Source organism: Methylobacterium sp. D53M (assembly GCF_053345625.1).
On sequence record NZ_JBKFAL010000041.1, the window covers coordinates 1 to 21,751 of the forward strand.

At 62.7% G+C, this 21,751-nt stretch carries 19 protein-coding genes and 1 pseudogene; 12 read left to right on the plus strand and 8 right to left on the minus strand.

The window, feature by feature from the left end:
- Positions 1 to 20 precede the first annotated feature (20 nt).
- Both ACLBYG_RS29700 and ACLBYG_RS29705 read right to left on the minus strand, forming a co-directional pair.
- Positions 21 to 1,088: a methyltransferase type 12 gene (locus ACLBYG_RS29700; protein WP_447683862.1), complete on the minus strand. Its 1,068-nt coding sequence runs from the start codon at positions 1,086 to 1,088 to the stop codon at positions 21 to 23.
- 261 nt (positions 1,089 to 1,349) lie between these two features.
- Positions 1,350 to 2,587, minus strand: a protein-coding gene (locus ACLBYG_RS29705) for an IS3 family transposase (protein ID WP_447683863.1) whose coding sequence is annotated in 2 segments (ribosomal slippage) — positions 1,350 to 2,227 and positions 2,227 to 2,587 — 1,239 coding nt in all. Because the reading frame shifts where the segments join, the coding sequence is not laid out codon by codon here.
- A 201-nt stretch (positions 2,588 to 2,788) separates the two neighbouring features.
- Here ACLBYG_RS29705 and ACLBYG_RS29710 point away from each other — a divergent pair.
- Positions 2,789 to 4,825 (plus strand): putative bifunctional diguanylate cyclase/phosphodiesterase, encoded by a 2,037-nt coding sequence (locus ACLBYG_RS29710; RefSeq protein WP_447683864.1) that lies wholly within the window; start codon positions 2,789 to 2,791, stop codon positions 4,823 to 4,825.
- Between the two features lie 119 nt (positions 4,826 to 4,944).
- On the opposite strand, the gene ACLBYG_RS29715 is transcribed toward ACLBYG_RS29710, so the two are convergent.
- The 3 genes and pseudogenes from ACLBYG_RS29715 to ACLBYG_RS29725 all read right to left on the minus strand — a co-directional run bounded on the left by ACLBYG_RS29715 (position 4,945) and on the right by ACLBYG_RS29725 (position 7,332).
- Entirely contained in the window at positions 4,945 to 5,508 is a 564-nt protein-coding gene (locus ACLBYG_RS29715; RefSeq protein ID WP_447683865.1) for an adenylate/guanylate cyclase domain-containing protein, read from the minus strand.
- Positions 5,509 to 5,547: 39 nt separating this feature from the next.
- The gene (locus ACLBYG_RS29720) at positions 5,548 to 5,898 is read right to left on the minus strand and encodes a hypothetical protein (RefSeq protein ID WP_447683866.1); all 351 of its coding nucleotides are present in this window, start codon (positions 5,896 to 5,898) and stop codon (positions 5,548 to 5,550) included.
- Between the two features lie 81 nt (positions 5,899 to 5,979).
- Positions 5,980 to 7,332: pseudogene (locus ACLBYG_RS29725) on the minus strand (IS3 family transposase).
- A 116-nt stretch (positions 7,333 to 7,448) separates the two neighbouring features.
- Here ACLBYG_RS29725 and ACLBYG_RS29730 point away from each other — a divergent pair.
- The gene (locus tag ACLBYG_RS29730; protein WP_447683867.1) at positions 7,449 to 8,198 is read left to right on the plus strand and encodes a flavin reductase family protein; all 750 of its coding nucleotides are present in this window, start codon (positions 7,449 to 7,451) and stop codon (positions 8,196 to 8,198) included.
- Positions 8,199 to 8,336: 138 nt separating this feature from the next.
- Positions 8,337 to 9,776 carry an IS1182 family transposase gene (locus tag ACLBYG_RS29735; RefSeq protein ID WP_447683868.1) on the plus strand — a complete coding sequence of 480 codons (1,440 nt, stop codon included), beginning with the start codon at positions 8,337 to 8,339 and terminating at the stop codon, positions 9,774 to 9,776.
- Positions 9,777 to 10,700: 924 nt separating this feature from the next.
- Here ACLBYG_RS29735 and ACLBYG_RS29740 read toward each other — a convergent pair.
- Positions 10,701 to 11,345 carry a response regulator transcription factor gene (locus ACLBYG_RS29740; RefSeq protein ID WP_447683869.1) on the minus strand — a complete coding sequence of 215 codons (645 nt, stop codon included), beginning with the start codon at positions 11,343 to 11,345 and terminating at the stop codon, positions 10,701 to 10,703.
- Between the two features lie 305 nt (positions 11,346 to 11,650).
- On the opposite strand from ACLBYG_RS29740, the gene ACLBYG_RS29745 reads away from it, so the two are divergent.
- The 9 genes from ACLBYG_RS29745 (at position 11,651) to ACLBYG_RS29785 (ending at position 18,374) form a co-directional block, all read left to right on the plus strand.
- Positions 11,651 to 13,528 carry a methanol/ethanol family PQQ-dependent dehydrogenase gene (locus tag ACLBYG_RS29745; RefSeq protein ID WP_447683870.1) on the plus strand — a complete coding sequence of 626 codons (1,878 nt, stop codon included), beginning with the start codon at positions 11,651 to 11,653 and terminating at the stop codon, positions 13,526 to 13,528.
- Between the two features lie 92 nt (positions 13,529 to 13,620).
- Complete coding sequence (locus ACLBYG_RS29750; RefSeq protein WP_447683871.1) at positions 13,621 to 14,298, plus strand: pentapeptide repeat-containing protein; 678 nt, start codon at positions 13,621 to 13,623, stop codon at positions 14,296 to 14,298.
- Positions 14,295 to 14,720: a hypothetical protein gene (locus ACLBYG_RS29755; protein ID WP_447683872.1), complete on the plus strand. Its 426-nt coding sequence runs from the start codon at positions 14,295 to 14,297 to the stop codon at positions 14,718 to 14,720. Before ACLBYG_RS29750 ends, ACLBYG_RS29755 begins: the two co-directional genes overlap by 4 nt.
- A 25-nt stretch (positions 14,721 to 14,745) precedes the next feature.
- Positions 14,746 to 15,168, plus strand: a complete 423-nt coding sequence (pedF, locus tag ACLBYG_RS29760) for a cytochrome c-550 PedF (protein ID WP_447683887.1) — start codon at positions 14,746 to 14,748, stop codon at positions 15,166 to 15,168.
- A 14-nt stretch (positions 15,169 to 15,182) separates the two neighbouring features.
- Positions 15,183 to 15,479, plus strand: a complete 297-nt coding sequence (locus tag ACLBYG_RS29765) for a hypothetical protein (RefSeq protein ID WP_447683873.1) — start codon at positions 15,183 to 15,185, stop codon at positions 15,477 to 15,479.
- Entirely contained in the window at positions 15,476 to 16,057 is a 582-nt protein-coding gene (locus tag ACLBYG_RS29770) for a cytochrome b (RefSeq protein ID WP_447683874.1), read from the plus strand. Before ACLBYG_RS29765 ends, ACLBYG_RS29770 begins: the two co-directional genes overlap by 4 nt.
- Entirely contained in the window at positions 16,054 to 16,656 is a 603-nt protein-coding gene (locus ACLBYG_RS29775) for a rhodanese-like domain-containing protein (protein ID WP_447683875.1), read from the plus strand. The genes ACLBYG_RS29770 and ACLBYG_RS29775 overlap by 4 nt, the downstream gene beginning before the upstream one ends.
- Positions 16,657 to 16,722: 66 nt before the next feature.
- Positions 16,723 to 17,406, plus strand: a complete 684-nt coding sequence (locus ACLBYG_RS29780; protein WP_447683876.1) for a quinoprotein dehydrogenase-associated SoxYZ-like carrier — start codon at positions 16,723 to 16,725, stop codon at positions 17,404 to 17,406.
- Positions 17,406 to 18,374, plus strand: a complete 969-nt coding sequence (locus tag ACLBYG_RS29785; RefSeq protein WP_447683877.1) for a quinoprotein relay system zinc metallohydrolase 1 — start codon at positions 17,406 to 17,408, stop codon at positions 18,372 to 18,374. Before ACLBYG_RS29780 ends, ACLBYG_RS29785 begins: the two co-directional genes overlap by 1 nt.
- An 877-nt stretch (positions 18,375 to 19,251) precedes the next feature.
- Here ACLBYG_RS29785 and ACLBYG_RS29790 read toward each other — a convergent pair.
- Both ACLBYG_RS29790 and ACLBYG_RS29795 read right to left on the minus strand, forming a co-directional pair.
- On the minus strand, positions 19,252 to 20,166 hold the full coding sequence (locus ACLBYG_RS29790) for a DUF3471 domain-containing protein (RefSeq protein ID WP_447683878.1): 915 nt from the start codon (positions 20,164 to 20,166) through the stop codon (positions 19,252 to 19,254).
- Between the two features lie 375 nt (positions 20,167 to 20,541).
- The gene (locus ACLBYG_RS29795) at positions 20,542 to 21,711 is read right to left on the minus strand and encodes a pyridoxal-phosphate-dependent aminotransferase family protein (protein ID WP_447683879.1); all 1,170 of its coding nucleotides are present in this window, start codon (positions 21,709 to 21,711) and stop codon (positions 20,542 to 20,544) included.
- Positions 21,712 to 21,751 lie beyond the last annotated feature (40 nt).

Below are 21,751 nucleotides of genomic sequence, written 5' to 3' on the forward strand. Positions count from 1 at the left end.
CTGGGCCGGAACCCACAAATTTATACACGTTCGATTTCTAGGTAGCCGATGACGCCTGCGCCGTCTTCCGAATAGGTCGTCCGACCGACACACGCCGGCGAGAGCTCCGCGGCGAATCCCTCAATCTCATCGCGCGTACGGTACAAGAGGTACCAATCCATATACACCTCCATGTAAGCCTCTTCGGGAACGCCCCAGAGAAAATTCGGTATCAAGAGCCGTCCTCCAGGATCAAGTTGGTCGAACAGAACCCGCGTAAGGCGCGCAGCCACGCGGGCGTCGAGATAGTCGTACAGACCGGCTGCGTAGATCAGGTCAAAACGACCTAGATCCGCCTTGCCGGTGAGGATAGTGCGGACAGTGACAGAACTGGTTTCGATCGCGTCAGAGAGCGATTGACGATAGCAATCTACAGTGGCGAGACTGATCTCATCTTGATCGGTCGCGAGCAGACGTCCGATCCGTCCTTCCTTCAGCGCCACGCTGAGTTCGGCCTCACGAAGGTGACCACACGCTACGGCGAGGATCCGCGGGCGATCTCGAAGCGACGCAGTGTCGTCAATCTTTCCTGCCAAAACAGATCGGCGTAGCCGCACGGCCTCGCAGGCGGTCACGTCGATCGTCGAGGCCATGACCGTTCGGCCGGCCTCCGACGCGGCCTCTTGCGCGGGCCGCGTCGCGGGGTGGCGGTAGACGAAGTCCAAGAGCCCGGCATCGCCGGGATACCCACGCGGTCGGACGAAAGAGTGGTGGGTGAAGGGACATTCGTGAATGAGTCCGGCGAGTGTATGAGCACGAGCAGCTGGCAGCACCGCATTCCGCCACGTCAGCTCGCTGAACGTCTCCTTTAGCAGCCCGAGTAGATCGATGACGGACTGCGTTAAGCGGCTGTAATCGCCCGGCATCGCCAGCCGAAGGAGCCCTGTCAGCGCCGCGCTGACATCTTCAACGACCACCGGATAGCCGGATTCTGGAAGGTCCACTGGGACCGAGATGGCTCCATTTAGGGCAGCTTCCTTACCCTGAAGCGAGGCAAAGCCCCGCAGACCCTCGCGCTCACGCGAGAGCAGAACTCCTCTGACAGCCATGCGGAGCGTCCCGATCCGAGGCCACGATCGCGTGGCGTCGGATTAAGCTTAATCAATGGTTAAGCTTTGTCCATAGGCCGATGGCAGGAGGGATTTTGCATTGTGGATTGCGGGCACTCAGCTGAATGATGAACTCAAACACATCGTCCGGACCCGGCAAATCGTAATCCGGACTTGGCGCGTACGGAGGTCCGCTTCGAAGCTCGTGGGAGTTTCATGGTGGAGTGCACCCTGTTTGACCGGACAGGCAGCGGGGCGGGTTTAGGCAGTCCGGCTGAGGTACTCTCGGGGCGAGAGCATGCGCAGGCCGGAATGCGGGTGGATCGTGTTGTAGTCCTCGAACCAAGCCGGCAGAAGCCGCATCACGGTCTCGGCGTCGGCCAAGATCGCCAAGCGGGCATAGTCCCGCTTGAGCGTCTTCACGAACGCCTCCGCGATGCCGTTGCTCTGCGGCGAACGCACCGGGGTGAACAGCAGCCGCAGGCCGAGCGCGGCGGCCGTCTGCGCTGTCTCCTGGGCGATGTAGGCGGAGCCGTTGTCGGACAGCCACTCGACCGGGTGCGGGGTCTTCGTCGCGCCGAACCGGCGCTCGCAGCAGGCGATCATCAGGTTGCAGACCATCTCGGCCGAGACGCCCGTCGTGGTCGCCGACCACGCGATGATCTCACGGTCGCACGCGTCGATGGCAAACAGCACGCGGACGACCGCTCCGTCCCGGCAGCGCAGTTCGAGGTGATCCGAGCACCAGCGCACGTTCGAGCGTAACGCCACCACGGTGCCGTCGTGGGTGCGGCCGGGCCGCCGGGCGGTGTGCGGCGCGAGGGTGAGCCCGTTCGCCCGCAGGATGCGCAGCACCCGCTTGGCATTGACGCTCGCTTCGCCGCGCGAGCGCAGGGCCCGGTTCACCAGTGCGGTGACGCGGCGATAGCCGTAGCTCGGGCGGGCATCGACGATCGCGCGGATCGTCGGCAGCAGCTGCGCATCCTCGGGCTTGCGGTAGGGACCGCGCGGCTGGGCGGGGCGGCTCAGGCGCTCGGCCAAGTGGGAGCGGGCCACGCCGAGCGTGTCGGCGACCGCCTTCACCGCGAACCGCCCGTCGAACCGCCCCAGGAGCTGAGCGGCGAGGTCGGTTTTTTTGTGCGGGCGAGGTCGAGCGCCTCCTTCAGGATCTCGACCTCCATGGTCTTGCGCCCGAGCAGACGTTCGAGGTCGCGCACGCGCCGCTCCAGCTCACGAACCCGGCTGGTGCCGACGACCTCCTCGTCGGCGTGCACGGCCTGATGGCCGCCCTCCAGCATGCGCCGCTTCCACGAGAACAGCAGGCTGGGCGAGAGGCCGTAGCGGCGGGCGACGAACGACACGGACGAGCCGGGCTGCTGGCTCTCCTCGACGAGGCGGATCTTCTCGGTGGTAGACCAGCGCCGTCGACGCTGAACGCTGGTCAGGATCTCGCCGTGCACCGGTGGGGCGGTCGGATCGGATGACATAGCCTTACCCATAGGCCAACGCCTATGCCTTCGTGAGCTATGCCGCCTGTCCGGTCAAAACGGGGGGCGGTTCACATGGCTAACAGGCTGCATGGCATTGAACACATCTGGGATCTACGGACCCGTTTGTCGGACAGACTCTCAAATCCGCGGAGGCATTAAGAGTTTTGGGACTTCGCTCTGATAGTGCATCCCCGGAAGGCTGGGGCCGTCATGAGCATCGCGTCACACGAGCAACTCGATGAAGAATTGCGGAAGCGCTGGTTTCAGCGCCGTTCGCCGGAGTTGCATCGATCATTCCGGACCGAGCACGAGCAGACGCTGCGTGTCGCCATCGGCAAAGCCTGTCAGTGGGTCGGCCTGCTCTACATCGCCTTCGCGGTGATTGATGCCATCCTAATCCCTGACATGCTACCGTATACGCTAGCTCTTCGCTTCAGTGTCGGCGGTGTCTACGTCGCCGTGATCGCGCTGCAGGTGCAACGCAAGGTCGACACGCGGCTCCTAGAACTCCAATGCGCTTTGGGTATCTACGTCGGGTTCGCAGCTTGGCTATTTCTCACAGCACAGAGCTCAGATTCTACAGCAATACTTTACTACGCCGGATATGGCTTAGTTTTCATGCTCGTGGCAAATTTGTTTTTCGATCTTAGTTTTTCCTATGCCCTATTATCATCGAGCTTGATTACCGCAACATTCTTCATATGGGCCTTTCAATACGCACGGGAAGGAATATATATCATCTGCGTTGGGTCTTTGTACGCGTTTAGTTTACTTCTGACATTGTTTTTGAATTTAAAATATAATCGAGAACGATATCGGGTATATCTGAATGCGTGTCGCGCCGATATCCGCCATCTGGAAGCACTTCGCCGCGGCGAGGAGTTGTACCGCTTATCGATCACGGACGCATTGACTGGCTTGGCCAATCGGCGAGCAATCGACAGAGTGCTGCAGGATCTTTGGCGCAAGAGTCTCGACTTGGGCCAGCCATTCGGCGTGATCTTGGTCGACGTTGATTTTTTTAAGCGCTACAATGATCGCTACGGGCATCAGGAGGGCGATCGCTGCTTGGCCACGTTAAGCGAGACGATGCGCAAGGTGACCGATCGCTGGCACTGTGCGCTCGGACGTTTCGGCGGAGAGGAGTTCGTCGCGCTGCTTCCGGCCAGCTCGGCCAAACAGGTTCTCGCCCTTTCGGAAGAAATCCGTCAGGCGGTCGAGAGGCTGAGCCTGCCTCACGCGGCGCGGCGCGACCAAAGAGCAACGGTTACCGTCAGCATCGGCGGGGCATATTCCGTGGACGTAGCAGGAGAGAAGCCGGAGCGCACAGTGACAGCCGCGGACCTTGCGCTCTACGTCGCAAAGGATGAGGGTCGCGACCGCGTTCGGATGTTCGATAGCCGAATGCTCGAAGAGAGCGCTGGCGACGACCTAAGCGCCGAGATTTTGCGATCGGCCCTGACCAATGGCAGCATCTCCGTAGTCTTCCAGCCCATCGTCGACGTAACGGCAGGTCATGTCTGGGCGGCTGAAGCGCTGATGCGTCTCAAGGATACGCAGGGTCGCTCCATTTCGCCAGATGTCTTTATTCCTGTGGCCGAACGCACAGGAGTCATTATCGAGATGGGAGAATGGATCCTACGAGAAGCCTGCCAATTGCTAGCCAACGAACCAAATTTGCCCGTTGTCAGCGTAAACATCTCGGCCAAGCAGATCGACGACGCCGGGTTCGTCGACAAGGTTGAGGCAATCGTTCGAGAGGCAGGCATTGTCCCCTCACGTTTGGCCCTTGAAATCACCGAGAGCGGTCAGATCAGCGGCAACCCAGAGGTCGCTAAGTTGATGAAAGAACTCTCCCGCGCGGGCATCCGCGTGTGGCTCGACGATTTTGGAACGGGGTTTGCCGGCCTAACATGCTTGAGCGAGCTCCGCTTTGACATGGTGAAGATTGATCGATTTTTTGTGCAAAGCTGTGACACTCCCAGAGGAGCAAAACTTTTAAAAAATATCGTCGATCTGGTCAGCAACTGTGCCCAGAAAACCATTGTCGAGGGCATTGAGGATGCTGGACAAATTGAACTTGTATCTTCTTTTGGCGTTGAACTCTTCCAGGGGTATTACCTTGGCCGCCCAATGCCGAGTCATGAACTTAGCCATAAATTGATCGATGCGACCGTTCCACGAGAGTCTTCGATTGTTATTGACCAAGCAATTTCTACAACTTCTAAGGCGCACTCGATCGCCTGAGCTCCAGGGGATCCCAGTTGACCAGTCTATTCAAATTTCATTTGACTACTCAGCAATTATCTCATCTATAATAATGCAATATTATCCCACGCGAGTGGGCCTTATGTTTCAGGCGCAGTCTACAATCGTCGGGACTCGGACACGCCACTTAAAGGGAAAGCACCGAGATCGAGAAGACTGTCCTCGCACCGACGGGCGAAACTATCGGAGATCAAGAGATTGCGACCGGTCGCATCGCACAGGGCTTCGATGCGACTGACCTCATTCACGGCACGGCCGATGGCCGTGAAGTCGATCCGATCTGCGGTACCGATATTGCCGTAAACGACCTGTCCATAGTGAAGCGCGAGGTCCGCCGCCAGCCAGGGCTCACCCGCTGCCTGTCGCCGCGTTGCCAACGCCCTATTGCGAGCGAGGCCGGCGCGTGCGGCTGCCAAGGCACCACGGCAGGCCTCGCATGGCGAGGCCGCGTCTTCCGCGCGGAAAGCCGCGATGAAACCATCGCCAGTGAATTTGAAGATTTCGCCACCGTGCCTCCCGACATCGCAGCCCAATGCGTCGAGGTGCTCGTCGAGCCAGCCTACCAAACGGTGCGGGTCCTCACGATCCGCCAGGCTGGTAAATCCCTTCAAGTCAACCATCAGGATCGCCGCCGAGATCAACTCTCCTTCGCCGCGACGCACACGGCCGTTCAGAACAAGCGCCGCCGTTCTGGTTCCGACCTAGGCCTCCAGCAGGTTGGTCAGAGCGTGGGAAAGCGAGAAGCGGAAAACTGCCAAGCTATACGCTGCTCGCAGGCTGCTCAGGATCGCGAGGTCCGCATCGTTGAAGCCGCTTGGTCGATCCGTCGCGTAGAACAGCCCGACCCCACGCAGACCCGTCCCGGCCGGAAAACCGACGATGTCGACGAGGTACTCGGTACAGCCTTCTAACCGCAAGCGTTCTAAGATAGGCAGTTCGGCACACCCCTCGCCACGTACGAGGTTCCACCGTACGAAGTACCGCTCCGCGTCCAGCGCCACGCTGATGGGCGTACGCTCAAACTCTTCGTCGCCGTGGGGGGGCGAAAACACGTTCGACTGTCCGTCGTCAGATGATTTGAGACGACTTGAGGCGCTCAGGAACGGAGGCTCTGGTCCTTCTGTGTTGAGAGGTTAGGCAGCCTGCGCGTGGTGGCGCAAGCGGCGATCGATGAGGGTCTGGCGCTTGATCCGCGCCCGCTCCTGCAGGATGGCCTCGCCGCGGCCGAAGTAGACGTCGGCGGGAGTGAGGTTGCCCAGGCTCTCGTGAGCCCGAGCGTGGTTGTAATGCTCGACGAAGGCGGCAACCCGCGCCTCCAGTCCGCCGGGCAGGTAGGTGTGTTCGAGCAGGATGCGGTTCTTGAGCGTCTGGTGCCAGCGCTCGATCTTGCCCTGCGTTTGAGGATGGCGGGGCGCGCCGCGGATATGGGTCATGCCCCGGCTGCCGAGCCAGTCGGCGAGATCCCCCGCGACGTAGCTTGATCCATTGTCGGAGAGCAGCCGCGACCGATGCGCCGCCTGCACATGATCGAGCCCGGCCGCCGCCAGCGCGAGGTCGAGCTTGGCGGTGACGTCGCCGACCTGCATCGTCGCGCACAGCTTCCACGCCACGATGAAGCGCGAGAAGTCATCCAGCACGGTCGAGAGGTAGTACCAACCCCAGCCGATCACCTTCAGATAGGTGAAGTCCGTCTGCCAGAGTTGGTTGGGTGCGGTGGTCTTGTCCCGGAATTCGTTGGCGGCTTTGATCACGATGTAGGCCGGGCTGGTGATCAGGTCCTGGGCCTTGAGAAGGCGGTAGACGGTCGCCTCCGAGACGAAGTAGCGCCGCTGTCGGTGAAGCGCACCGCCAACTCGCGTGGGCTGAGCTCTGGCTCCTCCAGTGCGAGAGCGACGATCTGATCGCGAACCTCGGTGGGCAACTGGTTCCAGACCCGGCTGGGTCGGGACGGACGATCCGCCAATGCCTCGAGACCGCCACGCTGGAAAGCGTCGTACCACCGGTAGAACGTCGCCCGGGTGACGCCGAGCTTGTCCAGGGTGGCGCGCACCGGTAGATGGGATTGCTCGACCAGCCGGATGATCTCCAGCTTCTCAGAGGCCGGGTACCTCATGCCTCGTCGCCCCCAGCCCCGGTCATACTTTTTTCAGCAGGCGGTTTTCCAGGACGAGATCGGCTACGACCTCCCTCAGCGCACCCGCCTCGCGACGCAGGTCCTGGACCTCGTCGGCGGTCGCGGCACGAGCTGTGTCGCCGGCCAGCCGCTTCTTGCCGGCCTCCAAGAACTCCTTGGACCAGCCATAGTACATCGAGCTGGCGATGCCTTCGCGCCGGCACAGTTCGGCGATGCTGTCCTCACCGCGCAGCCCTTCCAGCACGATGCGAATCTTCTCCTGGGCCGAGAACTGCCGGCGCGTGGCGCGTCGGATGTCCTTGATCACGGCTTCTGCCGGCTTCCGCGCCGGCCCGGACGTGAAGACCCTCAATTTGTCTCAGGAGTGCTGACGGCGGACAGCGCAGTTGGATTGCGCCGCAAGAAGCGGGAAGCGTCGCAGATCGTGCGGTCGCATACGTGGTTCGTTGCCAAGCCACGGAGCCTCTCGTGATCGATCCCCACGTTACAATCGAGCCGTCGATCCTCTATCTCGGAACCCCGGTCGTCCTCCTCAGCACGCAGAACGAGGACGGCACTGCCAACCTCGCGCCCATGTCGTCCGCGTGGTGGCTCGGCTGGCGATGCATGCTTGGTCTCCAGACCGCATCGCAGACGCCGCAGAATATGATCCGCACGGGGCAGTGCGTCCTCAACCTGGCGTCACCGAAACAGGCTGACGCGGTGAACAGGCTGGCGCGCCTGACGGGGACCGAAAAGATACCCGAATTGAAGCAGCGGCTGGGCTATACGTATGAGCCCTCCAAGTTCGAAGCGGCTGGGCTGACGCCCGTCGCATCGCAGACCGTGGCCGCGCCGCGGGCCTTGGAGTGCCCCATCCAACTGGAAGCCGTCGTCGCAGCTCAACACGGGATCATGGACGACGATCCCCAGGTCGCGGGCCTAATCTCGGCCTTCGAAGTTCGTATCACCCGGGTCCATGTCCATCCGAGCTTGCTCATGGATGGGCACGAGAACCGCATCGACCCTGCCAAGTGGCAGCCACTCATCATGAACTTCCAGAAGCTTTACGGTGTGTCTAGCAGCGAGATCATTCCGTCCCGACTCGCGGAGATCGAAGAGAAGAGCTACCGCATGCCCGACGTGGATCGGGCTCGCGACGGTGTGCTTGCACCGGTCGGATCGCGGAACACTAGCCGAGATGGGTTCGACCCCAACAAAGATCTCAGGCTGGGCTAGCCCTGGTCCGTTTTCAGCCTCTACCATTCAAAAGCAGACCGACCGGAAACCACCCCAAGCAGCCGATCCGCAAGCGACCGAGGCTGTGTCAAAAGTCTCATCTGAGATAGACTTGCCGCCTCATCTGCGGAGGCCAGCATGGGTCGGTTCGTCGAAGGGCAGGACCGTCGGCAGTCCTGGTTGCTGCCCAGTTCGCTGGACGACTATGTCACCGCGGACAATCCGGTTCGCGTGGTCGAGGTCTTCATCGACGAACTCGATCTGGGCGCCCTCGGCTTCACGCGCTTCGAGCCCGCAGCGACGGGGCGGCCTGCGTATGATCCGGCCACGCTTCTGAAGCTCTATCTCTACGGTTATCTCAACCGCGTGCCGTCGAGCCGGCGGCTTGAGCGGGAGGCACAGCGCAACATCGAGGTGATGTGGCTGACCGGTCGCTTGGCTCCCGATCACAAGACGATCGCGAACTTCAGACGCGACAACGGGCCTGCGATCCAGGCGGCCTGTCGGCAGTTCGTGGTGCTGTGCCGGGATCTGCAGCTCTTCGCCGGTGCAACCGTCGCCGTGGATGGTTCAAAGTTCAAGGCGGTCAACAACCGGGACCTCAACTACACCGTGGCCAAGGTCGCCAAGCGCCTGGAACAGGTGGATGCCAGCATCGCCCGCTACCTCGCGGCGCTCGACCGGGCGGACAAGGAGGACAGCGGCGTCCCCGAGGCACGGACGCAGCGGATCGGCGAGAAGATCGCCGCCCTACGCCGCCAGATGGCCTTTTTGCGCGAGATGCAGGAGCAGGTAGAGTCCGCGGACGACGGACAGGTCTCGCTGACCGACCCGGACGCGCGCTCGATGGCGACGAGCGGGCGCGGCACCGGCATCGTCGGCTACAACGTCCAGATCGCCGTCGACCCCGAGCATCATCTCGTCGTCGCCCATGAGGTCGTCAACGAGGGCCACGACCGAACCCAGCTCGTGCCAATGGGCGGTCGGGCCAAGCAGGCCATCGGCGCGGAGGAGGTCACGGTCCAGGCCGATCGCGGCTACTACAGCGGCGACGAGGTTCTGGCCTGCGAAGGCATGGGCGTCCTGCCGGCCATGCCGCGGGCCGACACGTCGGGTCGAGCCAAGAAGGGACTCTTCGTACGCGCCGACTTCGTCTACGACGCGGCGGCCGATCACTACGTCTGTCCCGCCGGCGCTGTGCTGACGAAATCTAACGCGCGCTCCGATCGACACGGTGACATCGATCATTATCGCAACCTGGACGCCTGTCATGCCTGCGCGATGCGAGCGCGCTGCACGACCGAGAAGTTCAAGCGCTTCAAGCGCTGGAAGCACGAGGCGGTGCTGGAAGCCATGCAGAGGCGGCTCGACGCCATGCCTGACGCCATGGCGGTACGACGCGCCACGGTCGAGCATGTCTTCGGAACTCTGAAAGCCTGGATGGGCAGCACGCCCTTCCTGACGAAGGGCCTGAAAGGCGTGCGAACCGAGATGAGCCTCGCGATCCTTGCATACAACATGAAGCGGATGATCCGCCTGTTCGGCGCAACCTGGCTCATCCAGGCCATTCGAGCCTGAAGCGGTCGACCGCGCCGCCGTCATCATCCTGCCAATCGGCGCTGGCGACCACGATCAATGTGTTTTGACACGGCCTCGACCCAGTACGGCCATTAGCGCTCTCTTTTCGGCACTCCCAAAGCGGTTGCCCGTCCGTTAGAGGCTCATCCGGCGAGGAAATTATAGGCACGTAGCAAGACGATGGTCCTGCAAGGCCCACCCTACGACGCGGTGCGGCAGTGTCGGTCGTCTGAGCGCCCTTTTGCAGGGCATACGATCGAGAGCTTGAAGCGGAAGTTGGCCTCCGACAGCCTACGCATTGAGATCAAAGAACAGATACAGACCGAGCTTCAGTGGAAAGCGCACAACGAGCTATAGGTCGGCTTGCGAGCCAGCGCAGTGGTTCACGCGCGACCGTGACGATCCCAAAAGTAGACCTCCCTAGGCCGTTGCTACGGCGGTGATTCGCCTCTCACAGTCGCTCCGGGGAAGGCGACGAATCCCCGAAAGCAGGCGTGGAATGGTTGCGATCAACTCTCTACGCACAAGCGAAAATAGTCTTGGCGGACCGCCTCCTTCAAAGCGAATCCCGCCACGCGGGGATCGAGAAGTTCTGGTCCATCTGGGACCCGACCGAACTTGACAGCTTGTAGATCGACGACGAATCCGCGCTCGCCCGTATAGATGCCGTCGGGGTTCTTGACGTTCACGGAACCGCAAATGTGGACGGGTCCGCTTCGACGCAAGTTCGTGACCTTCGCCTCAGGACTGTCGAGTTCACGCCGGATGAGATCGAGGACAACTTTTGTATCTCCTGGCCCAATCGAAGCCTGAGATCCATCCTCTACGGTTTGGCTCCACGTAGGATTCGCCAGGATCGTCAGAAGGACCATCATCGCGGGCGCGACTCCGCTGGGATAACGCTGCACGTTCCATGTCATGGGCTTACCGACGGAGTCCGGCATGCTCGAAATCGAGCTCGGACATGAAGATCACCGCCTGAGTTCGGGTCCGTACGCCGAGCTTGCGCATGATCTCGGTGACGTGTGTCTTGACCATGGACATGCCGATCCCAAGACGCGCCGCGATTTCCTGATTGGTCAGGCCCTTCTTGATGAGGATCAGCACGTTGAGCTGCCCCTGCGACAGGGTAGAGATTCGAGCGGAGGCGGAGCGCTGCCCAGCGTCGGGGGCCAGCGGACCGACCCCCTCCGGCACGAAGACCTGCCCTTCCAGGGCTTGCTCGACGGCAGCGTGGTAGGTTGCTTGCCGGGCCGTCTTGGGGACGAAGCCCGCCGCCCCGAGAGCCAGCGCCTCGCGCATGATGCGCGGCTCATCGACCCCCGAGCAAATCAGGATCGGGATCCGCGGAAAGCGGGATCGGACCGTCAGAAAGCCTTCAAACCCTCGCACGCCGCGCATCGTCAAATCGAGGATGACGAGATCCGTCTCGGCGTGCTGCGCGAGATCCTCGATGGCTCCCTCGATTGAGGAGGTCTCCCGGATCGTTGCTCTGGTAAAGCCGAGTTGCAGGACACGCCGGATCGCGTCCCGAAAGAGGGCATGGTCATCCACGAGTAAGAGGTGCACAGCCGCCTCAGAGAAGGGCACGACAGTCTTGTTATGATCGACAAGATGACTGCCAAGCGTCAATGAATGTTGATGCAAATATTTCACTTATGGTTTTGCGCACTGAGTAGGCCGACTTAGTCGCAATGGATTTGTCTCCTTTTCAATTTTAATAAGAAAATAATTTGAGCGTCTTGGACCAAGGTCCATGTCGGCACGCCTCCAGTTATTGTCCATAGTTGCGCAAGAGAGGGCATCCAGTACCGGTTGCTGCCTTTCAAAAGAGAACGATCCTGCTCGAAGACTGGATCGTGAGGGAGAGAGACATGGCTAATAAGACTGCGACGGGATCACCGCGCCGTAATGTCTTCCTGACTGCTTCGTCCCTGCTCGTTCTCTCGTGGGCGCTGGCCGCACCTGCCGCCGCGAAGGACGAGATGAAGCCCGTCGCCTGGGAAGACATCCTCAACGATCAGCAAACCAACAACGATGTGCTGATGTATGGCATGGGCGTGAAGGCCCAGCGCTATTCATCCCTCGACAAGATCAACACCGAGAACGTCGGCCGAATGAAGCCGAAGTGGTCGTTCTCTTTCGGTGACGAGAAGCAGCGCGGTCAGGAGGGCCAAGCCCTCGTCCATGACGGCGTCATCTACATCACCGCGTCCTACTCGCGCATCTTTGCCCTCGACGCCAAGACCGGCAAGAAACTCTGGTCCTACGCCGCACGCCTGCCGGACGATATCCGCCCCTGCTGCGATGTGGTGAGCCGCGGTGCCGCGATCTACGGCAACAAGATCTTCTTCGGCACCCTCGACGCCTCCATGGTCGCGCTCGATGCGAAGACCGGCAAGGTCGTCTGGAACAAGAAGTTCGACGATCACGGCGCAGGCTACGCCTACACGGGCGCCCCGAACATCATCAAGGATCAGAAGACCGGCAAGATGCTGCTCATCCACGGCAATTCCGGCGATGAGTTCGGCGCGCTGGGCAAGCTCTACGCCCGCGATCCGGATACCGGCGAGGAGATCTGGATGCGGCCCATGGTCGAGGGCCATATGGGACGCCTCAACGGCAAGGATTCCACGCCGACCGGCGACGCGAAGGCCCCCTCCTGGCCGGACAAGGACGGCAAGAAGGTCGAGGCCTGGAACCACGGCGGCGGCGCGCCCTGGCAGACCGGCGTCTACGACGAGAAAACCAACACCTTCATCATCGGCACCGGCAACCCGGCCCCCTGGAACCACCATTACCGCTCGCCCGGCGACAGTCTTTTCACCTCGGGGCAGGTCTATATCGACCCGTCGAACGGCGAGCCGGTCGGGTTCTTCCAGCATACGCCGAACGATGCTTGGGATTACTCGGGCAACAACGAGATCATCCTGTTCGACCTCGACAAGGACGGCAAGAAGATCCGCGCCGGCGCCCATGCCGACCGCAACGGCTTCTTCATCCTCACCGATATCGACAAGCTGACTGCCCGCGACGGCAAGATCAACAAGCCGGAGGCGCTGATCGCCGCCTATCCCTTCGTCAAGGACATCACCTGGGCCAAGGGCTACGATCTCAAGACCGGTCGCCCGATCGAGAACGAGGGCCAGCGCCCGCCGGCCCCCGAGGCCGGACAGAGTAAGGGCAAGTCGATCCAGGTTACGCCGAACTTCCTCGGCGGCAAGAACTGGAGCCCGATGTCCTACTCGCAGCAGACCGGCCTGTTCTACATCCCGTCGAACGACTGGAGCGAGGATTACTGGACCGAGAACGTGACCTACAAAGCGGGCTCCGCCTATCTCGGCCAGGGCTTCCGCATCCACCGCAAGTTCGACACCCATGTCGGTGCCCTGCGGGCGATCGATCCGAAGACCGGTAAGATTGTGTGGGAGCATCTTGAGAACATGCCGCTGTGGGGCGGCAGCATGACCACCAAGGGCGGCCTCGTCTTCCAGGGCACCTCGGACGGCTACGTGAAGGCCTTCGACGCCAAGAACGGCAAGGAGCTCTGGGCCTTCCAGACCGGTTCCGGCGTCGTCTCGGTGCCGATGACCTGGGAGGACGGCGGCAAGCAGTACATCGGCATCGCCTCGGGCTACGGCGGCGCCGTGCCGCTCTGGGGCGGCGACATGGCCGATCAAACCAAACTCGTCAGCCAGGGCGGCTCGTTCTGGGTGTTCGAGGTGCCGACTGACACGGCCTCCGCGCAGTAGTTGGTCGCCGTAGGAGACCGGGCCGGAGCGCAAGCCCCGGCCCGGCCCCCTCTCATTCCGCGACCGCCCACCCCGTCACCGAGTATCATCCGATGCAGGCTTCCCTCGGCCGCACGCTGCTCCTGTCCGGGCTGATCGTCTCGGCGCTTGCCGGTCCCGGGTCGGCTCAGACCCAGATCGTCAACCGTGAGGAACGGCCCGACCCTTGGATCGTCAACGGCTGCACGATCGCACCCAAGACCAAATGTCCCGGCGCAGACCTGCGCCATGCGGACCTGAAGAACGCCGATCTCGGCGGGGCCGACCTGACCGGCGCCCAGCTCGCCCGTGCGGACCTGCGCGGCGCGAACCTTCGCGGCGCCCAGCTCGACCGGGCCAACCTCAGCGGCGCGCGCCTGCAGATCTCCTTCATGCAAGGACTAAAGGCCCGGGGCGCCTCCTTCATCGGAGCCAACCTCGATCATGCCCGCGCCTCGGGGGCCGATTTCAGCGGGGCCGACTTCACGGTCGCCGATCTGGAAATGGTGCAGGCCAAGCGCGCGCAGTTCGTCGGTGCCAAGTTCATCGATACGGATCTCCAGGAGACCAAGTTCTACGAGGCCAACTTCACCGATGCGGTGATGCAGGGCGTCCAGATCCGCTTCGCCATCTTTCAGGATGCTTGGATGAAGGGCTGCAAGGGCTGCCCGGACAATTGGCAGCACGGCAAGCCCGTGTGGGAAACCTATCCCGAGGCCTCCGCGCCGCCCGCCGCCGAGACGGATCAGTGAGATGGGCGTGGATCGCCGCGCCATGGCTCGTCCTGTTGCTTCCCGGCCTGTCCGGCGCGGGGGCGGCGGAGGCTTCGGCGGATTTCCGCACGGCCTTCGCCGCGTGCCGTGCCATGCCGGACGAGGGGGAGCGGCTGCGCTGCTACGATCGCCTCGCCGCGATCCTCGCGCCGCCCCGCTTCCGAGGGCGGTTGACGATGCAGACCGAGCCCTTCGTCACCACCGCCCCAACCGTGCTGCGCTACGAAAGCGATGGCCCGATCTTCGTGATGTACCTGAAGGATGCGCAGGGCGGCATCGTTCAGAACCTGCACATCGGTGGCGGCGGCAGTGCCGTCTACACCATCGAGACGCCTGGTACTTACTCACTGCAAATCAGCGGCTCCGAAACGTGGCGCATCTGGCTCGATCCGGCGCTGTGACCTGTTCTTTCCGAGGTTTTCGATGATGACGTTCCTTCGCGTGGGTCTGCTCGCGCTTCCGCTTACCGTGGCCACGCTGCCCGCTGCCGTCTTCGCCCATGGCGACGCCGCACCGCAGCCGGTGGACACGACCGGCCTGCCGCCGCTCGGCGACGACATCCGGGCGACCAACCCCTACCACGGCAACAAGCTGGCTATGGAGATCGGCGCCAACGGCTACAACCAGAACTGTGCCCGCTGCCATGGCCTCGACGCGAAGTCCGGCGGCATGGCGCCGGACCTGCGCGAGCTTGAGGAGGGCGAGGCCGGCGACGGCTGGTTCATGACCCGTGTGATGCACGGCGCCAAGAAGGACGACCGCTACCGGATGCCGCCTTTCGCGGGCATCCTCAGCCAGGAAGCGATCTGGGCGATCCGCACCTATGTCGAGAGCCAGCCCAAGAGCTGAGCGGAGTCGGCCCCGTGCGCGCGGCCCTGCTCCTGCTTCCAGGACTCGTCCTTGCCGCCCCCGCATGGCCGGAGGGAATCAAGGAATATCAGGTCCGCCGCCTCTTGATGCTGAAGACCGAATGCGGCGTGGGCGGCCTCGCGGTAGAGGATCTCGACGGCGGGGCAACCCGCTTCGTCGCGACCTGCGAAAACGTGAGCCATTACCCCGACGGCGTCGAGGTTCGGTGCCCGAATTCGGAGGACGACCGCGACTGCACCATCCTGACGCAGAAGCGCGTTTTTCCCCATCTCCGGGCGTTGCAGCGATGACCGACTCCCTCCCGGCGCCCGGGGAGGCGTCGCCACCCCCGCAGGGCAGTTACCTCAGCCTTCCGACCCGGCTGCTGCACTGGAGCGTCGCCTTCGCCATCATCGCGATGCTGGCCTACGGGTTCTGGCTTCGGACGGTGCCCGAAGGACCGGGCCGCGGCACCGCGATCCGCCTGCACAAGTCCCTCGGAATGCTGCTCCTGCTCCTCGTCTTGGCCCGTCTGCTATGGCGCGCATGGGAAGGGTGGCCGGCTCCGTCTTCGCTGCACAGGAGTTGGGAGGTGTGGGCGGCACGGACGATGCACGGAGCCTTGCTTGCCGCGATCCTGCTGATGCCACTATCCGGCATCGCGCGCTCTCTCGCCTATCCGCGGGCCCTCGCGCTTTTCGAGTGGCCCCTGATCCCGAAGCTGTTCGAGACCCGGCCGGAGTTGATCTATCAAGCCGCGGCCTGGATCCATGACGGGCTCGGTTTGGCGCTGCCGGGTTTGGTCGCACTGCATGTCGCGGCGGCGCTCAAGCATCACATCCTCGACCGGGACGACACGCTCCGGCGCATGGCGGGAACCGGCCGATGAGGAGCCTGGCCGTCGCGCTCCTCCTCGTCTCGTCCCTTCCCGCCCATTCGCAGGAGGGGCCGGGGGCCGCCGGGATCGTGACGGCGGATGCCGATTTCGATCCCTTCACCGGGCTTCGGATGCAGAACTACAGGTCGCCGGTGACACGCCCCGTCATCGGCGGCACTCTTGTAGCTCTCGCCGAGGTCGACCGGCTCCGTGCCGAGGGCGCCGCCTTGATTGACGTGATGCCCCAGCGCGGCGGCTTCGAGCCCGTCGGCGGCGGCTGGAGGATCGTGGACCGGCGCGAGACGATCCCCGGCGCGGTGTGGCTGCCAGAGACGGGCCGTGGCCGGATCGAGCCCCGGCTCGCCGCCTATCTCGCCCGCTGGCTGGATACGCTTAGCGGGGGACATCGCGACCACCCACTGATCTTCTTCTGCATGGCCGATTGCTGGATGTCCTGGAACGCCGTGCGCCGTGCGGCCGACCTTGGCTACCGCCGGGTCTACTGGTTTGCCGACGGCACGGATGGCTGGAGCGACGCCGGCCGTCCCCTCGTCCCGGCCGATCCGCCTGCGGTCTCTTCGCTCGGCCCGCCTTCCACCCCGTCGAGGTGAAGCCCCATGCCTGCCCCGAAAACCACCGGCACCCGCGATCCCCTTGAGTCGCCCCTTTGGCCGAGCATGGCCGAGCGCTACCTCGGCGGCCTGCCCGCGATCTTCGATGACCGGGTCACCGTCACGCTGCCTCCGGTGACCGAGGACCAGACGCAGGTTCCCGTGACGGTCGATGCTCGCGACATAGGCTCGGTCGAGGAACTCATCGTCATCGCCGACCTGAATCCCTTTCCCCTGACGTTACGCCTCGCTGGAACCGGCGCACAGCCCTTCGCGGCCTTCCGCATGAAGATCGAACAGGGGACCCCCATCCGTGCAGCGGCCCGTCAGGACGGCCGCTGGTACATCGGGGGACGCACGCTCGATGCGGCCGGCGGCGGATGCTCTGTGCCGCCGGTTGTCGAGAAGCGGGTCGATTGGAAAAGGCTCGGCGCGCTGCAGGGCCGGATCTGGCGGGAGGCGGACGCTCTGCGTCTTCGCCTGCGCACGACTCACCCCATGGACAACGGAATGATTGCCAACGTGCCGGTGTTCATCATCGAAACGCTGGTGATCTCCGATGGGGCGGGGCGGCGGCTCGCCGACCTCACCCTGTCGGAGGCGATTGCCGACAACCCGACCCTGACGCTCCTTCTGGAGGACGGGGTGACCGAAGCGTTGCTCGTCTCGATGCGCAACACCGCCGGCAACGACTTCCGCGCCAAGGTGCTGGTACCCCTGATCGAGGCGCAGGCACGGGAGAGGCTCTGATGGGCGCATTCGCACAATACCGTGGCCTGACCCGTCGTTCGGGCCTCGCCCTCGGCTTGGCGGCGATGGCCTACACTCCGGCCCTCGCCGCTCCCCGCTGTTACACCCTCAAGCCCGTCGTCGTGGCTCCCCGGATCTGGACGCTCTACGGAGCCCCGGAGGCCATCACCGCCGAGAACGGCGGCGCCATCGCCAACGTGACCTTGATCGAAACCCGAGACGGCTGCGTGCTGATCGATGCGGGTCCGTCCCACCGTTACGGCACCGCCCTGGAGGCCCTGGCGCGAGATCTCACGGGCAAGCCCGTGGTGCGCGTCTACCTCACACATTTTCATGCCGACCATAGCCTCGGGGCGACGGCCTTCCCCGATTCGGCCGTGTGGGTCGGCCCGGGCCTGAGGCGGGACCTCGCTCGGTTCGGCAACGACCTCGCCAGCGGCATGTACCGGGTGGCGGGCGACTGGATGCGCGGGACAGGCGTGCCGAAGCCCGCCAACGAGGCGCGGGACGGCGTGGAGCAGGTCGGCGAACGGCGCTTCCGTCTATTGAACCTGTCCGGCCATACCAACGAGGACCTCTGCATCTTCGAGGAAACCTCGGGCCTGCTGTTTCCCGGCGATCTCGTTTTTCTCGATCGGGCCGCGACGACACCGGATGCCGATCTACCCCGCTGGCGGAAAGCCCTTGCCACGGTCGCCGACATCCCCTGCCGGTTGCTGGTTCCCGGACACGGCCCGGCCGAAGCTGGGCGACGCGGCATCGACCAGACCCTCGCCTGGCTCGATGCGACTGAAAGCGGGATCGCGGCTGGCTTCGAGGCGGGTCTCGATTCCACGGAGATCATGGAACGGCCTCTCCCCCCATGGACGAACGACGTTGCTGTGGCGCGCTACGAATTCGCCCGCTCCGTCATGCACCTTTTGCCAGGAATCGAGACCGCACGGCTGCCGATTTTGACGAACACTTGAACGCCATCGAGCTTTTCTGAAATATAACTTGGCGATATATCTTTCTGATCTTGCCCTCAATCGCGACGAATGATTCTTTTTACGTTGCTCCGCGATCGGCGAGCTGCTGCCAATCCCCGTTGGCCTGCTTTCTGATGTCTACACTCGAACGCTGACTGGCAGTTTTCCAACCCGGGCCGCCATTCCGCGTACGACCCATGCCGGTCGCCTGGATCGCCGACGCCGCTTCCGGTAAGCAGACAGTCTTACGATCTCAGCTAAGATCAGATGTCTTCTGCGATATCTTAACGTATGCCTTTCCTGCTCCCCGAAACGGATCTCCCCGGCCTCAAAAGGCGGGCGAAGTGGGGCGCTATGGGGCTATACTCTATTGTATGCGCCGCAATTCTGAGTTGGTACACTGTGAAAATTGGTGACCCGAGCTGGAAGAGCGTTACTTCAAAATTAAGTTATCTGAATGAATGGCAGCCGATTTGGCGACAAATACCGTGTGCTCTATCGGCAGATTTACTTCTTATTTGTGGACTGATCGGCTTCTGGAAGGCCGCGCGGCCATTCCGATCAAGCGAGGATTTTGACGACCGAGCTTGAAAGGACCGCTAAGTGGCGTCAGGAAGTACGGCGACATCCGCCTCCATTCATCACCGCCCTGAAACGGGACGGCAATGAACTAACCGAAGCAGCCCTTCCGATAGGGACCCGAGCGGTTATTCACTCCCGACGCTGCTGAGCTCAAAACCGGACTCAGGAGAGCCTGAGGGCCGCTCATGTCGCCGTGGCGATGTTCTTGCCAACCTGCACCGCTGGCCGACAGCCCAATGACCGCCTCAATAGCAGGCTTTTCCCACCATCGAAGCGGCCATCCCGCGATGAAGTGTCAGGGCACTATGCGGAAATGTGCGATTTCGATCCTCGATACGTCGTTCAAGCTAAGCCGCCATTCAGTCTCCGCTTGATCGAATTTCACATCGTATACATCGCAGTCGTCAGCCGCCGAAACGCCTTTAAATCGAATGGATTGCAGTTCGCCCCACGATTTTAAAACTCGCCTATTGTCTGGAAGCTGCTCCTCAAAAGCGCGCGCCAGGCCAGGAGACATCAAATCGGACTCCGGATTGCCAAGCAGGGTTGCTTTGATGATGCGACGAAGCGCCTGTTCGCTGCCGGACCTTGGCTCGTTCGTAGCCTTTCGGACTTCGATAGACCGCTCGACAGAAGCGGCCTTTTTCCTGCTGATGCGCGGCGCGGATTGTTCGATGCCGTTTTGATGAAGCACTACCGAGTTTACAGCGCCGCAGTCGTCCCTCAAAAAGCTCAGCTGCGCCTTGATATGGGAGTTTCTATAAAAGAATTTATTCGGATTTTCCGCGAGCATCGAGAAAAACATCTGGCCGGTTAGCCTGGAGATTAGTCCATCTTCGTCGCGATCGACGGTAATAATTCTTCGAGGAGCTAATTCATAGAAGCCTACGAACTGATCCAGCATTGTGGGATCGACAGGCACGGCTTTTCGAGGGGACGCCTGTTCCGCTTTCAGGCGCTCCACCTTATCCTCGGGGCCTTCGGCACCCGATTGCCGGGTCAGCTTCTCAACCTCGGCCCGTAAGCGGCGCCAACTAGCGAAACCGTATTGGCGGGCGACCTCTTTCTGGGCCACTGCCAGTTGTGCAGTCGGATCCGACATGCGCAGCATCTTGAGTCGCGCTTTCGCTTCGTTGCGAAGATACTCAAGGTTCGGACGATCTGGGAGAGCACGCATTTGAAGGGCGTGCGAAAGAACGGCTTCGGCCATGATCCTTCCTTCCTAAGCGCCCATCGTCCGCGTTGCTGGGCAGGAAGTCAGGTCATATTCAACTATGCCGAATGGGCTAAGCCCTTCACGCGGACCGTTGGCCTATCTCGAGGCCAGGCAAAGATTACGTCCGGACTTAGAGAAGGGCAAGAGGGGTTTGCTAAGGGGCTTCTGCGGGCGGAGCGGCAAAGTCTCTTTCGATGCCTGGGGCGCTCGGAAGCGGACCGGCAGAAATCCACCCAACTCAGCCGTTTAGAAGCACCCATCGACGCGACGGCATATGGCCGAAAGCGGCGCAGCCGCTTTTGAATGCATCGCCATCGAAGCAGACAGCGAGGTCCCACCCGCTGGGACGCCGGTCAAAGAGAGAGTTTCTCACAAGGCGGCGTTGAGGACCGACATGGCCGCGGTTGCACCGCCCCGTTGATGGGGCACGCCTGCCACGCCCAGCGCCATCTCTACGCCGCAGAGCGCCCCCATCAGCATCAGGTCGTTGCACTCGCCGAGGTGGCCGATGCGGAACACCTTGCCGGACAACTTGGACAGGCCGGCGCCGAGAGAGATGTTGAACCGGTCGAGGGCGAGCTGTCGGAAGGCGTCGGCGTCATGGCCGTCCGGCATGAGCACGGCGGTGAGGACCGGCGAGTACTCGCTCGCCTCCTCGCACAGGACCTCGAGCCCCCATCCCTGGACCGCAGCCCGCGTCGCCTTGGCCAGCTGTTCGTGCCGGGCGAAGACCGCCGGCAGGCCTTCTTCGCGCATCATGGCGATCGCCTCGCGTAGGCCGTACAGGAGGTTGGTCGCGGGCGTATAGGGGAAATAGCCGCCCGCGTTCGGCTTGAGCATCTCCTCCCAGTCCCAGTACGAACGCGGCAGGGTGTTGGTCTTCGAAGCCGCGCGGGCCTTCTGCGAGATCGCCGTGAACCCAAGGCCCGGGGGCAGCATCAGGCCCTTCTGGGAGCAGGCGACGGTCACGTCGATGCCCCACTCGTCGTGGCGCAGGTCGGCCGAGCCCAGACCCGAGATGGAGTCGACCAGCAGAAGCGCCGGGTGATGCGCGGCGTCGATCGCCTGCCGGACCTGGGCGATGCGGCTCGTCACGCCCGTCGAGGTCTCGTTGTGGACGACCATCACCGCCTTGATCGCGTGCGCCCTGTCCTCGGCGAGCTTGGCCTCCACGATGGCCGGATCCGCGCCGTGGCGCCAGTCGCCCGGTACGAACTCAACTGTGATGCCCCATCGGGCGGCCATCTTGCTCCATAGCGTGGCGAAATGCCCGGTCTCGAACATCAACACCCGGTCGCCCGGCGAGAGCGTGTTGACGATCGTCGCTTCCCACGCCCCCGTGCCGGAGCCAGGAAAGATCACGACGGGTCCCTCGGTCTGGAAGATCGCCCGGCACCCTTCGAGCACCTCCCGACCGAGCCGGCCGAATTCCGGCCCCCGGTGATCGATCACCTGCCGGTCCATCGCCTGGAGAACACGCTCGGGCACCGGGCTCGGGCCGGGGATGTTGAGAAAATGCCGTCCCTGGTGAAGGGTCATGACGTGTCCTCTTCCAGTGCTGTCGCGAATGAGCCGTGCT